The following is a 13327-nucleotide window of genomic DNA, read 5'->3' as shown; positions in this document are numbered from 1 at the left end:
CGGCGACCGCATATTGTTGAAGCCACTATGACCCTCACCGATCGCCTGCCCGCCACCGACGACCCCGACGCCCTGTTCGACGCCTTCAGCGCGTGGGCCGGCGAGCAGGGGATCACCCTCTATCCGGCGCAGGAGGAGGCGCTGCTGGAGGTGGTCACCGGGGCCAACCTGATCTTGTCCACACCCACCGGCTCCGGCAAGTCGCTGGTCGCCGCCGGCGCGCACTTCGCCGCGCTGGCCCGCTACCGCGAGGACCCCCGGCAGCGCACCTTCTACACCGCGCCGATCAAGGCGCTGGTGAGCGAGAAGTTCTTCTCGCTGTGCGCCATCTTCGGGGCCGACAAGGTCGGGATGCTCACCGGCGACGCCAGCGTGAACCCGAACGCGCCGATCATCTGCTGCACCGCCGAGGTGCTGGCCAACCACGCGCTGCGCGAGGGCACCGAGGCCGACATCGGCCAGGTCGTGATGGACGAGTTCCACTTCTACGCCGAGCCGGACCGGGGCTGGGCCTGGCAGGTGCCGATCCTGGAGCTGCCGCGGGCGCAGTTCGTGCTGATGTCGGCGACGCTCGGTGACGTCACGCGCTTCGAGAAGGACCTCACCCGGCGCACCGGCCGACCGACCGCGGTGGTTTCCTCGGGGCAGCGACCCGTGCCGCTGTACTACTCCTACTCCGAGACGCCGCTGCACGAGACTCTGGAAGAGCTTCTGCAGACCAACCAGGCGCCGATCTACGTCGTGCACTTCACCCAGGCCGCGGCCATCGAGCGCGCGCAGGCGCTGATGAGCGTCAACGTGTGCACCAAGGAGGAGAAGGCCAAGATCGCCGACATGATCGGCAACTTCCGGTTCACCGCGGGCTTCGGCAAGACGCTGTCCCGGCTGGTCCGGCACGGGATCGGCGTGCACCACGCGGGCATGCTGCCGAAGTACCGGCGCCTGGTGGAGCTGCTGGCGCAGGCCGGGCTGCTGAAGGTGATCTGCGGGACCGACACCCTCGGCGTCGGGATCAACGTGCCGATCCGGACCGTGCTGTTCACCGGCCTGACCAAGTACGACGGCGTGCGGACCCGCCAGCTCAAGGCGCGCGAGTTCCACCAGATCGCCGGGCGGGCCGGCCGGGCCGGCTACGACAGCGCCGGGTACGTGGTGGCGCAGGCGCCCGAGCACGAGGTGGAGAACGCCAAGCGCGTGGCCAAGGCCGGCGGCGACAAGAAGAAGCTGTCGCGCGTGGTGCGTGTGAAGGCGCCGGAGGGCTTCGTGTCCTGGGGCAAGCCGAGCTTCGAGCGGATGGTCGCGGCCGAGCCGGAGCCGCTGACGTCCAGCTTCCAGGTGAGCCACGCGATGCTGCTGAACGTCATCAGCCGGCCCGGCGACGCCTTCGACGCGATGCGGCACCTGCTGGAGGACAATCACGAGGACCGCAAGTCGCAGCTGAAGCTGATCCGCAAGGCGATCGCCATCTACCGCGCGCTGCTGGCCGCCGGCATCGTCGAGCAGCTCGACCAGGCGGATGAGCAGGGCCGGACCGTGCGGCTGACCAAGGACCTGCAGTTCGACTTCGCGCTGAACCAGCCGCTGTCGCCGTTCGCTCTGGCGACGCTGGAGTTGCTGGAGCCGGAATCGCCGACCTATGCGTTGGACGCACTGTCGGTCATCGAGTCGACGCTGGACAACCCCCGGCAGGTCCTGTCCGCGCAGCAGAACAAGGCGCGCGGCGAGGCGGTCGCGGAGATGAAGGCGGACGGGATCGAGTACGAGGAGCGGATGGAGCTCCTGGAGAGGGTCACGTATCCGAAGCCTCTGGACGAGATGCTTCAGGCGGCTTACGACGTCTACAAGCGCAGCTCTCCCTGGGTCGCGGACTACGAAGTCGCTCCGAAGTCCGTGGCGCGGGACATGTTCGAGCGCGCTATGACGTTCGCGGAGTACGTGAGCTTCTATACGCTGCCGCGCTCTGAGGGACTCCTTCTGCGCTACCTCGCGGACGCCTATAAGGCGCTGAAGCACACGATGCCCGAGGAGATGCGCAACGACGAGGTCGACGACCTCATCGAGTGGCTCGGCGAGATGGTGCGCCAGGTCGACTCCTCGCTGCTCGACGAGTGGGAGGAACTGGTCAACCCGGGCGAAGAAACCGCAGCCGTCTCCCCACACAACTTCGACGAGCGCCCGCCGCCGGTCACCGCGAACGCCCGCGCGTTCCGCGTCATGGTGCGCAACGAGCTGTTCCACCGCGTCGAGCTGTTCGCGCTGCGGAAGTACGACGATCTCGGCGAACTGGACGCGGCCGCCGGCTGGGACTCGGAGAAGTGGTACTACGCGATCGAGGACTACTTCGACACCCACGACGAGCTCGACACCGGCCCGGACGCGCGCGGCCCGAAGCTGCTGGTCGTCGACGAGCAGCCGGAGGGGCGGCCGGGCTTCTGGCTGGTCCGTCAGATCTTCGACGACCCCGAGAGCTACCACGACTGGGGCATCAGCGCCGAGGTGGACCTGGCCGCCAGTGACGAGGCGGGGACCGCGGTGGTGACGGTGACGGATGTGAGTCAGCTGTAGGGGTGCGGATCGTCGGTGGGGCGCGGGGATCGTTCGGCGACACTTCATCGTTGGTCGGTTGGAGGACCTACGATGGCGCGTCGACGATGACGACCGAGCCATGACGACGACCGGCCCGCGATGCCCGCGATGAGACGAAGACCCTGCCGAACCCGAGGTGAGTGACCCGATGGCCCGCAAGAACCTGCGCCTGATCAAGCCCGGCGAGTACCGGCCCGACTGGTCGCAGTCGGCGCGCGGCGGCGGCGTCTCGCCGATCTTCCTGGCGCTCGTGGCCGGCTTCGCGGCCAGCGGTTTCGCGCTGTACAAGGGGTATGGCAGCAACCGCGCCGGGGTGTTCATCTTCGTGCTCTGCGGCTGGCTGATCTCGCTGTGCCTGCACGAGTTCATGCACGCCGCCGCGGCGTACTGGGGCGGCGACCACACCGTGGCGCGGAAGGGGTACCTGCGCCTGGACCCGCGGGTGTACGGGCACCCGGTGCTGACGTTCGTACTGCCGCTGTTCTTCCTGCTGGTCGGCGGACTGCCGCTGCCCGGCGGCGCGGTGGCGATCGAGTCGCACCGGCTGCGCGGGAAGTGGAAGGACTCGCTGGTGTCGGCGGCCGGTCCGGCGGTGAACGTGGTGTTCTCGATCGTGCTCCTCGTGGTGCTGAACACGTGGGGGCCGCACTGGATCTTCACGCCGACCGTCCCGGACCACGCCGCGCTGTGGTCGGCGCTGACGTTCCTGGCGTACATCCAGATCGCCAGCGCGATATTGAACCTGCTGCCGATCCCCGGCCTGGACGGCTACGGGATCATCGAGCCCTTCCTGAGCGCGGACTGGCGGCGGATCGGCGCGCAGATCGCGCCGTACGGGATCCTGATCGTGTTCGCGCTGCTGTACGCGCTCGGGCCCGACCGGAACTTCATCGCGCGGTGGGCGCATGACATCCTGGACCCGAATTCGCCGCCCAACGGCTATTTCTACGGGTACAACCTGTTCAAGTTCTGGGGCAGCGTCAACGGCTAGCGCTCACTTGCGCGCCAGCACGAACGCCTGCGGTCCCTTGTCCAGCTCGCCCGGCGCCCGGATCAGGCGCGCCTGGACCGTGAACCCGGCCTCTTCCAGCAGTTCGGCGACGCGGTCGGGCGACTGCCAGTAGACCGTGAGCGATACGTCGTGCCCGTAAGCGTGGTTCAGCGGGGACTTCCTCGTGCCCGCCTTGAAGGCCAGCAGCAGATGTCCGGCCGGCGCGAGGACGCGGAAGAACTCCGCGAACACCGTCGGGAGCATCTCCAGCGGCATGTGGACGATCGAGTACCAGGAGACGACGCCGCCGAGCCCGCCGTCGGCCAGGTCCAGCCCGGTCATCGAGCCGACCTCGAAGCGGAGCGCCGGGTTCCCGGCCCGGGCGACCTCGATCATGCCCGGCGAGAGGTCGATCCCGAACGCGGGCACGCCTGACGCGTCCAGGTACGCCGTCAGGTGTCCGGGTCCGCAGCCGATGTCGGCGACGGGCCCGGACCCGCGGACGAGTTCCACGAACCGCCCGAGCATCATGCGGTCGTAGGGCATGCGGTCGAGGTTCAGGGAGACCAGTTCGGCGTAGCTGGCGGCGACGGTGTCGTAGGAGTCTCGGGTCGCGCGGAGATCAGGGGAGTCGCTCACGCGTGGCACCGTATCGGCTGCGGACGACAGCGCCTGTGACGGCAACAGGAGTCGCGGGTCGCACACAGATCAGGAGACTCACTCACGCGCGTCGGCACGGCAAAGCGCCCGCCGTGGACCGAAGTCCGGGGCGGGCGCCGAGTGCTGTCTTCTGTCCAAGGCCGCTGCTACGCCAGCCCGGCGCGCCGCAGCGCGTCGGCCAGCGCGCCCTGCGGCTCGCTGCTGCCGCCGCCTCGGCGGTCGCCGCCGCGACCTCCGCCGCCGCCCTGGCCACCGCCACCACCACCGCCACCACCGCGCCGGTCGCCGCCCTGGCCGCCTCCGCCACCACCGCCGCCGTTGCCGCCGCCCCGCCGGTCGCCGCCACCGCCGCCGCCGCGGCCGTCGCGCCCGCGACCGCCGCCACCGCCGGCGTTCTCGCCGGACTGGCGCTGGCGCCCCGGGCCACCGGAGCCCGATCCCGAGCCCGCCTCGTCGTCGAGGCGGAGCGTCAGCGCGATGCGCTTGCGCACCGGGTCCACGTCGAGCACCTTCACCCGGACCACGTCGCCGGGCTTCACCACGTCGCGCGGGTCCTTCACGAAGGTCTTCGACAGGGCCGAGATGTGCACCAGGCCGTCCTGGTGGACGCCGACGTCGACGAAGGCGCCGAAGGCCGCGACGTTCGTGACCACCCCCTCCAGGACCATGCCGGGCTGGAGGTCGCCGATCTTCTCCACGCCCTCCTTGAAGGTCGCGGTCTTGAAGGCGGGGCGGGGGTCGCGGCCCGGCTTCTCCAGTTCGGCCAGGATGTCGGTGACGGTCGGGACGCCGAAGGTGTCGTCGGCGAACTCCGCCGGCTTCAGCGCGCGCAGCGTCTTGGTGTCGCCGATCAGTTCCTTGATGCCGGTGCCGGTGGTGGCCAGGATGCGGCGGACCACCGGGTAGGCCTCGGGGTGGACCGAGGAGGCGTCCAGGGGGTCGTCGCCGCCGGGGATGCGGAGGAAGCCCGCGCACTGCTCGAAGGCCTTCGCGCCGAGGCGGGGGACGTTCTTGATGGAGCTGCGCGTGGCGAAGGGGCCGTTGGCGTCGCGGTGCGCGACGATGTTGTCCGCCAGGGACGAGCCGATGCCCGACACCCGCGTCAGCAGCGGGGCCGAGGCGGTGTTCACGTCCACGCCGACCGCGTTCACGCAGTCCTCGACCACCGCGTCCAGCGAGCGCGACAGCTTGCCCTCGGCCAGGTCGTGCTGGTACTGGCCGACGCCGATCGACTTCGGGTCGATCTTCACCAGCTCGGCCAGCGGGTCCTGCAGGCGCCGGGCGATCGACACCGCGCCGCGCAGCGAGACGTCCATGTCCGGCAGTTCCTGCGAGGCGAACGCCGACGCCGAGTACACCGACGCGCCGGCCTCGGAGACCATGATCTTCGTCAGCTTCAGCTCCGGCAGGTTGGCGACCAGTTCCTGGGCCAGCTTGTCGGTCTCGCGGGAGGCGGTGCCGTTGCCGAACGCGATCAGCTCGACCTTGTGCACCTTGACCAGGGAGGCCAGCTTCGCCAGGGCCTCGTTCCACTTGTTCTGCGGGACGTGCGGGTAGATCACGTCGGTGGCGACGACCTTGCCGGTGGCGTCCACGACCGCGACCTTCACGCCGGTGCGGTAGCCGGGGTCCAGGCCCATGGTGGCGCGGGTGCCGGCCGGGGCGGCCAGGAGCAGGTCGCGCAGGTTCGCGGCGAACACGCGGACCGCCTCGTCCTCGGCCAGCGTCCACAGCTGCATGCGGATGTCCACGGCCAGGCGGACCAGGATCCGGGTGCGCCAGGCCCAGCGGACGGTGTCGTTCAGCCACTTCACGCCGGCGCCCGGGGTGGTCGGCGAAGGGATGCCGAAGGTCTTGGCGATCCGTACCTCGTACCCGCTCTGCGTGACCGGCGCGCCGGGGTCCGGATCGGAGTCCTCGGGGTCGAAGGTGAGGTCGAGGACCTCCTCCTTCTCGCCCCGCAGCAGTGCCAGGATGCGGTGCGACGGCAGCGCGGTGAAGGGCTCCGCGAAGTCGAAGTAGTCGGAGAACTTCGCGCCGGCCTCCTCCTTGCCCTCGCGGACCTTGGAGGTGATCCGCCCGCTGCCCCACATGCGCTCACGCAGCGCGCCGATCAGGTCCGCGTCCTCGCCGAAGCGCTCGACCAGGATCGAGCGCGCGCCGTCCAGGGCCGCGGCGGCGTCCGCGACGCCCCTGTCGGCGTCCACATAGTCCGCGGCAGTCGCCGTCGGGTCCAGCGCGGCGTCGCCGAGCAGCGCGTCGGCCAGCGGCTCCAGCCCGGCCTCGCGCGCGATCATCGCCTTGGTGCGCCGCTTGGGCTTGAACGGCAGGTAGATGTCCTCCAGCCGGGACTTGGAGTCCGCGGCGAGGATCTGCGCCTCCAGGGCCTCGTCGAGCTTGCCCTGGCTGCGGATGGACTCCAGGATCGCCTCCCGGCGCTCCTCCAACTCGCGCAGGTAGCGCAGCCGCTCCTCCAGCGTGCGCAGCTGCGCGTCGTCCAGCCCCTCGGTCACCTCCTTGCGGTACCGCGCGACGAACGGCACGGTCGCGCCGCCGTCCAGGAGCTCGACGGCCGCCCGGACTTGCCGTTCGGTGACGCCGAGCTCCTCGGCGATGCGCAGGTGGATGGACGCTGCTGTCGCTGCCACGCGTGGTACTCCCGCCAGGTGAAAAGCCTGCTTAACTCGCAGGAGCGATCCTAGATGACCGCTGCGAAATTGCGGCGCTAACCTGACCGCACCCGACAGGCTGACTAGCGAAACAGCTCAGCAGCAAGCATGGCAAGACGGACGGCCTGCCTCATCCTGGTTGGCTGTGGCTGGTCGTCCGGCGCCGCCAGGCGCAGCTGATCAGCTGTTTCGCGCGGCGCAGTTTCGCAGCGGTCATCAGCGACTAGAGCACGAACTTCTCGGCGACCGTGGAGTACTCGAAGAGTTCTTCGTCGGAGAACCACAGCGCGACTTCCTGCTTCGCCTCGTCGACGTTGCCCGAGGCGTGCACCAGGTTGGCCACCGCGATGCCGTTGGCCGTGGCGTAGGCCTTGTTCTGGTGCGCGAAGTCGCCGCGGATGGTGCCCGGGGCGGCCTCGTTGGGGTAGGTGGAGCCGACCAGCTTGCGGACCGTCTTGACCGCGTCGATGCCCTCCAGCACCAGGGCCAGGACCGGGCCGGACTGCATGAAGGCCGCGGTGGCGTTGTAGACGCCGGCGCCGAAGCGCTCCTCAAGGTCGAAGTAGTGCTTGCGGGTCAGGTCGGCGTCCATCCACACCATCTTGGAGCCGACCACCTTCAGCAGCGCGTCCTCGAACCTGGTCAGGACCCGCCCCATGGTGCCGCGCGCCACGGCGTCGGGCTTGAGCAGGACGAGCGTCCGCTCGACGGGGGCGCCGGTGTCGGTCATATGCGTGGTCCTTCGCTGTTCGACGATCGTTTCAGGGTGTTCCGGGGACTGCTATGAGCATCTTATTGGGCGCGCGCGACCGTGATGATGTCGCGGCTGCCGGCGTCCAGCGGCCCCCGGTGCCAGTCGCCGTACTGGGACTCGATCCGGAAACCGGCCTCGACCAGGAACGGGTTCAGGGCCTCGGGGGTGTGGAAGCGCAGCGTGGTGCCGGCCACCCGCAGCGGCGTGCCGTCCGGGAGGGCGTTGGTCTCGGTGAAGGTCACCAGCGGACACTCGACGCTCCGCACCTCGTACCAGCCGCGGATCTCGCGGCCGTCGGGCAGCGTGAGGTTCCCGGCGTTCGAGGGGTTCCAGGCCTCCCAGGCGCGGGCCTGGAGGTGGCGGGTGCCGAAGACGAACGCGCCGCCGTCGGTCAGCGCCCGGCGGATCGCGGCCAGCGAGGCGCGCAGTTCGGTATCCGTGACGAAGCACTGGAAGGCGTTGCTGGCCATGACCGCGAGGTCGAACTCGCCGTCGTAGGTCATCTCGGCGGCGCTCGCGCGGACCCACTCGATGTCGTCCCGCCGCCGGGCCCGGGCCAGCATCGAGGCGTCCGGATCGACGCCGGCCAGGCGGCCGGTGTGGCCCTCCTCGCGTGCGGCGTGCAGCATGCTCCCGGTGCCGCAGCCGACGTCGAGCACTGATGCGGCAGCGGCCACGGCGTCGGAGTAGAAGCGGTCCGGAGGGAAGTCGACGCGGTCCCAGATGTTCTCGATGTCGTACATCAACGCCGCGTCGTCGTCGGTGAAGGCGTGCTCGCGCAAAAAAGTTCTTCCCCTCGTTGCAAAAACGCGTTGTATCGCGTGTCACAATAGCTCGGTAACGAGTCCGCGAGTCGGACCCGCACATGGGGTGGGCAACCGTCAGCGGACGGAGGTCGCGATAGCCTGAGGGGGCTCTTTCGTGAGTGGTAACGCGTTGACCAACGCGGATTCGGAACCGGGCGTCTTCGCCCGGGTCGTCTCCGGGCGCAAGTCCAAATGGGTGGTGTTCGCCGTCTGGATCCTGGTGATCTTCAGCCTGGGCAGCTTCGCGACGAAGCTGAACGACGCCCAGAAGAACGACACCACGTCGTGGCTGCCCAAGAGCGCCGAATCCACGAAGGAACTGAAGATCGAGGGTGACTTCCACCCGAACTGGTACCCGGCGATCCTGCTGTACGCCCGGTCGACCGGCCTGACCGACGCCGACAAGGCGCAGGCTCAGAACGCCGCGGCGATCATGGAACAGGACCCGCCGGCGAAGAACCTGGACCTCGTGGTGCACAGCGCCGTCCAGGTCATCCCGCTGACCACGGGCCCGAACGCCGGGAAGGCGATCCAGATCCTCGTGCCGGTGAACCCCGGCAGCGCGGGCTGGAACAAGTTCCCGGACACCATCAAAGCCATGAAGGCCGCGCTGGGCACACCGAGCGCAGGCCTGCAGACGTACGTCACCGGGCCGATGGGTGAAGCCGGCGACGAGGCCGACGCCTTCAAGAAGATCAACGGCTCGCTGACCTACTTCACCGCGTTCGCCGTGATCATCATCCTGCTGATCGCCTACCGCAGCCCGATCCTGTGGCTGCTGCCGCTGCTCACGGTCGGCGGCGGCGCTCTGACGGTGGCCGAGTCGGTGATCTATCTGCTGGCCAAACACGCGGGACTGACGGTGAACGGCCAAGCGGCGTTCATCTTGATCGTCTTGGTGTTCGGCGCCGGCACCGACTACGCACTGTTGCTCATCGCGAGATATCGAGAAGAGCTCAGGCGGTACGAGGACCGGCACGAGGCGATGGCGCACGCCGTGCACCGAGCCGGGCCCGCGCTGGTCGCCAGCTCCGCCACGGTGGCCGTCAGCATGCTGATCCTGCTGGTCGCCGAGATGAACTCGACCAAGGGCATGGGCCCGGTCCTGGCCATCGGCGTGATCATCGCGCTGGCCGCGATGCTGACCCTGATGCCGGCGCTGCTGGTGATCTTCGGCCGCTGGGTGTTCTGGCCGGTCCGCCCGACCTTCGGCTCCGACGAGCCGACGCAGCACGGCGTCTGGGCCCGCATGGGCAAGCGGATCGCGATCCGTCCGCGCGCCGTGTGGGTGGGCACCGCCGTGGTCCTGATCGCGCTGGCCGGCGGGATCACCGAGCTCAACGCGCACCAGCAGACGGTGGCCGAGCAGTTCGTCACCAAGCCCGCCTCCGTGACCGGAGCCGAGGTGCAGGCCCAGTACTTCCCGGACAACTCCGGGCAGCCGCTGAGCGTCATCGGCGACGCCTCGCAGGTCGACGCGGTCACGGCGAAGCTCAAGACGGTCCCGGGGGTCGACCCGAACGGCGTCGGCGTCCCCAAGACCATCAAGAGCGCGGTGGTCAACGGACACTTCTACGTCGAGGCGGCGCTGACCGACGCCCCGGACTCCAAGGCCGCGCAGAACACGGTCGACCGGGTCCGCGCCGCGGTGCACTCGGTTCCGGGGGCCAACGCGGTGGTCGGCGGCGGCCCGGCGGTGACGCTGGACATCGCCCGCGCCTCCAGCCACGACAGCAAGCTGATCATCCCGCTGATCCTGTTGGCGGTGTTCATCATCCTGGGCCTGCTGCTGCGCGCCTTCATGGCTCCGCTGCTGCTGATCCTGACGGTGATCCTGTCCTTCGGCGCCTCGCTGGGCATCAGCGCCCTGGTGTTCAAGGGCCTGGGCTGGCACGGCGTGGACATCGGGATGCCGCTGTTCGGCTTCGTCTTCCTGGTGGCGCTGGGCATCGACTACAACATCTTCCTGATGACCCGCATCAGGGAGGAGTCGGTGCGGCGCGGCACCCGGCGCGGCGCGCTGGTCGGCCTGTCCGCCACCGGCGGCGTGATCACCTGGGCCGGCCTGGTCCTGGCCGCCACCTTCGGGGTCCTGGCCACGCTGCCGATCGTGCCGTTCGCCGAGATCGGCTTCGCGGTCTCGCTCGGCGTGCTGCTGGACACCATGATCGTGCGCTCGGTCCTGGTCACCGCGCTGACCCTGGACATCGGCAAGCGGATGTGGTGGCCGTCGCGGCTGTCCAAGGCCGACGAGCCCGACGGCGGTTCGCTGGACGCCGCGCGGGCCGCGGACGACAGCGTGCTGGTGTGACGCGGCGGTAGGTAGGACACAGCAAGACAGCTGGTCAACAGCGATGGGGAGGCTCCCACCCGGGAGCCTCCCCATCGCTTTCGACGTTCTTTCGACGTTCTACTGCCCGGCGAGCGCCTCCACGACCGGGGCCATGGCGTCCAGGTCGTCGATCAGGAACGAGCTGATCCCGAACCGCTCGCGCAGCTCCAGGAACTTGGCGATCAGGTCCTTCGGGCTGCCGATGTAGGTGTGCGGCGACTCCAGCAGCTCGTCGATCGTCAGCTCGAAGCCGGTCCGGTCGCGGACGCGGTCGATGCGCCGCTGGGCCTCGACCCGCGGTTCGTTGGTGACGACGATCGGCCCGGTGACCGGGTAGGTGTTGAACTCGATCTCGGCAAACCGGTCCCCCGCGGCCTCCCGGATCCAGCCGAGCTTCTCCTCGGTCGCCGCCGCGGTGATGGTGCGCGGGTCGGAGACCGGCTTGCCGTTGACCGTGATCAGGCGCGGCGCCAGCCCGATGACCTGGGCCTCACGCGCGGCCAGCGTCAGGAACCGCTTGCCGCCTCCGCCGAGGAAGAACGGCGGGTGCGGCCGCTGCACGGGCAGCGGCAGGGAGTCGAAGTCGGTGATCGTGTAGTGCTCGCCGGCGAAGGAGAACGGCCCCTCGGCGAAACAGCCCTTGAGGATCGCGATCGCCTCGGTCAGCTGCTTGATCCGCACACCGACCGACTCGAAGGGGATGCCGATCGCGTCGTACTCGGGCTTGTTCCAGCCGGCGCCGATCCCGATGTCGAGCCGGCCGCCCGACAACTGGTCGAGCGTGGCCAGTTCCTGGGCCAGCACGGCCGGGTGCCGCAGGTTGTTGTTGAGCACGAACGTGCCGACGCGCAGCTGCTCGGTCACCGTCGCGACCTGCGCCAACGGCAGCAGCGGGGCGTAGCTCATGAGGTGGTCGGAGAGCACGAAGCTCGAATAGCCCATCGCCTCCGCCTTGCGGGCCAGAGGAATCAGGTCGGCGAACTCCTCGTCGTCGGCGACGGCCGCGAGGAACCGGAAAGGACGCATCCTGTCATCTTTCCGGACGGCGGCGGTCTGTGGCGGCGGCGATCGCCTTCGCGACGTCCTCGGCGGTCGGGGCGTCGGCGGCCCAGGCGATGTAGCCATCGGGGCGGACCAGGCGGACCGGCCCTCCGTCGGCCGGCACCGCCGTCCGCACTCCGGGCGCCCGCACTCCGGCTTTCGTCGCTGCTTCGTGCAGGTCCGCCGGGGCCAGCAGGACGAATCCGCCGCCGCGCAGTGCTTCGAGCAGTCGCGAGGGGGTGCCGTCCAGTGCGACGTCCCCCGCCCGGTGCCCGGTCAGCGGATGCGCGCCGTGCGGCGCGGGATAGCTGATCCACAGTCCCGACAAGGCATAACCGATCCGGCGGTTCACCGCCGGACGCGCCAGCGCGAAGTGCATGGCCAGGTTCCGGGCCTTGCGGGCCGGGGTCATCTTGATCTCCGCCGCGCGCAGCAACAGGCCCGAGCCCCTGATCACCGCGCTGCCGACGGGATAGCGCTCGGACTCGTAGGTGTCGAGCAGCGCGTCGTCGGCACGTCCGCGCAACACGGCGACCAGCTTCCACGACAGGTTCGCCGCGTCGAGCAGCCCGGTGTTCATCCCCTGCCCGCCGGCCGGGCTGTGGGTGTGCGCGGCGTCGCCGGCCAGGAACACACGCCCGACGCGGTAGTGCTCGGCCTGCCGCTCGTCGCTGTGGAAGCGGCTGGACCAGCGCGGCTCCCCCATGCCGAAGTCGGTGCCGAGGGTCTCGCGCAGGATCTCGCGGACCTCGCTGAGCTCGACCGGCTCGGTCTCGGCCTTCGCGTGCTTCTGGTCCCAGCAGATGATGCGGTGGTAACCGTCCTTGAACGGGGCGACGAAGGCGAACTTGTCGCCGTCGGTGTTCGTCGCGATGCGCGCCTGCGGCGGCTGCGACAACCGCGCGTCCACCAGCATCACCGAGGCGACGACGGTATGGCCGGGGAACTCCACGCCGAGCAGCGAGCGCACCGCGCTGCGGCTGCCGTCGGTGCCGACCACATACGCCGCGCGCTCCTCGCGGGTGCCGGAGGCGTCGCGCGCCGTGACGGTCACGCCGTCCGCGTCCTGCCGCAGCCCGACGACTTCGGTGCCGTACCGGATCCGGACCCCGAGCCGTTCCAGGCGCTCGTACAGCACGGCCTCGGTCTCATATTGCGGCACCACCAGCAGGTACGGATACGGCGTCGGCAGATCCGAGACGTCCACCACCGCGGTGTCGAACAACCGCAACGACTGCACCGGCGCGCCGCGCTCGATCAGCGGCGCCGCGATGCCGCGGGCGTCGAAAGCCTCCAAAGTCGTCGCGTGCACCACCAGGGCACGGCTCAGATTGGACAACCCGGGAGGCCGCCGCTCCAGCAACGTCACCGGGACCCCGGACTCGGCCAGGTCCCCCGCCAGCAACAGGCCGGTGGGACCGGCTCCGACGACGACAACGCCGCGACTGTCAACACTCTTATCAATATGCTCGGACACGCCTGGAACGT

Annotated in this window: 9 protein-coding genes; 3 read left to right on the top strand and 6 right to left on the bottom strand. The window is 69.7% G+C overall.

Features of this window, described 5'->3' with window-relative positions:
- Positions 1–27: 27 nt before the first annotated feature.
- Both ABH935_RS11640 and ABH935_RS11635 read left to right on the top strand, forming a co-directional pair.
- Complete coding sequence (locus ABH935_RS11640; protein WP_370377844.1) at positions 28–2565, top strand: DEAD/DEAH box helicase; 2538 nt, start codon at positions 28–30, stop codon at positions 2563–2565.
- Positions 2566–2734: 169 nt separating this feature from the next.
- A complete protein-coding gene (locus tag ABH935_RS11635) occupies positions 2735–3577 on the top strand; it encodes a site-2 protease family protein (protein WP_370377843.1) in 843 nt (280 codons plus the stop codon).
- A 3-nt stretch (positions 3578–3580) separates the two neighbouring features.
- Here the strand turns inward: ABH935_RS11635 and ABH935_RS11630 are convergent, their stop codons facing one another.
- The 4 genes from ABH935_RS11630 to ABH935_RS11615 form a co-directional block, all read right to left on the bottom strand.
- Positions 3581–4216, bottom strand: coding sequence for a class I SAM-dependent methyltransferase (locus tag ABH935_RS11630; RefSeq protein WP_370377842.1), 636 nt, complete (start codon positions 4214–4216; stop codon positions 3581–3583).
- A 167-nt stretch (positions 4217–4383) separates the two neighbouring features.
- The gene (locus ABH935_RS11625) at positions 4384–6885 is read right to left on the bottom strand and encodes a Tex family protein (protein ID WP_370377841.1); all 2502 of its coding nucleotides are present in this window, start codon (positions 6883–6885) and stop codon (positions 4384–4386) included.
- A 244-nt stretch (positions 6886–7129) separates the two neighbouring features.
- A complete protein-coding gene (locus ABH935_RS11620) occupies positions 7130–7636 on the bottom strand; it encodes a nucleoside-diphosphate kinase (protein WP_370377840.1) in 507 nt (168 codons plus the stop codon).
- 62 nt (positions 7637–7698) lie between these two features.
- Positions 7699–8442 (bottom strand): trans-aconitate 2-methyltransferase, encoded by a 744-nt coding sequence (locus ABH935_RS11615; RefSeq protein ID WP_370377839.1) that lies wholly within the window; start codon positions 8440–8442, stop codon positions 7699–7701.
- 139 nt (positions 8443–8581) lie between these two features.
- On the opposite strand from ABH935_RS11615, the gene ABH935_RS11610 reads away from it, so the two are divergent.
- Entirely contained in the window at positions 8582–10777 is a 2196-nt protein-coding gene (locus ABH935_RS11610) for an MMPL family transporter (protein ID WP_370377838.1), read from the top strand.
- Positions 10778–10876: 99 nt separating this feature from the next.
- On the opposite strand, the gene ABH935_RS11605 is transcribed toward ABH935_RS11610, so the two are convergent.
- Together ABH935_RS11605 and ABH935_RS11600 are read right to left on the bottom strand one after the other, a co-directional pair.
- Positions 10877–11824, bottom strand: coding sequence for a TIGR03621 family F420-dependent LLM class oxidoreductase (locus ABH935_RS11605; RefSeq protein ID WP_370377837.1), 948 nt, complete (start codon positions 11822–11824; stop codon positions 10877–10879).
- A 4-nt stretch (positions 11825–11828) separates the two neighbouring features.
- The gene (locus ABH935_RS11600) at positions 11829–13316 is read right to left on the bottom strand and encodes an FAD-dependent oxidoreductase (RefSeq protein ID WP_370377836.1); all 1488 of its coding nucleotides are present in this window, start codon (positions 13314–13316) and stop codon (positions 11829–11831) included.
- Between the last annotated feature and the right edge of the window lie 11 nt (positions 13317–13327).

Origin of the sequence: Catenulispora sp. GAS73, assembly GCF_041262085.1 — a bacterium.
GTDB lineage: Bacteria > Actinomycetota > Actinomycetes > Streptomycetales > Catenulisporaceae > Catenulispora.
This window is presented reverse-complemented; position numbering and strand designations above follow the sequence as displayed.

Coding starts and splice junctions, on each gene's coding strand:
- ABH935_RS11605 (WP_370377837.1), bottom strand. CDS start 11,824: ATGCGTCCTTTCCGGTTCCTCGCGGCCGTCGCCGACGACGAGGAGTTC.
- ABH935_RS11635 (WP_370377843.1), top strand. CDS start 2,735: ATGGCCCGCAAGAACCTGCGCCTGATCAAGCCCGGCGAGTACCGGCCC.
- ABH935_RS11620 (WP_370377840.1), bottom strand. CDS start 7,636: ATGACCGACACCGGCGCCCCCGTCGAGCGGACGCTCGTCCTGCTCAAG.
- ABH935_RS11640 (WP_370377844.1), top strand. CDS start 28: ATGACCCTCACCGATCGCCTGCCCGCCACCGACGACCCCGACGCCCTG.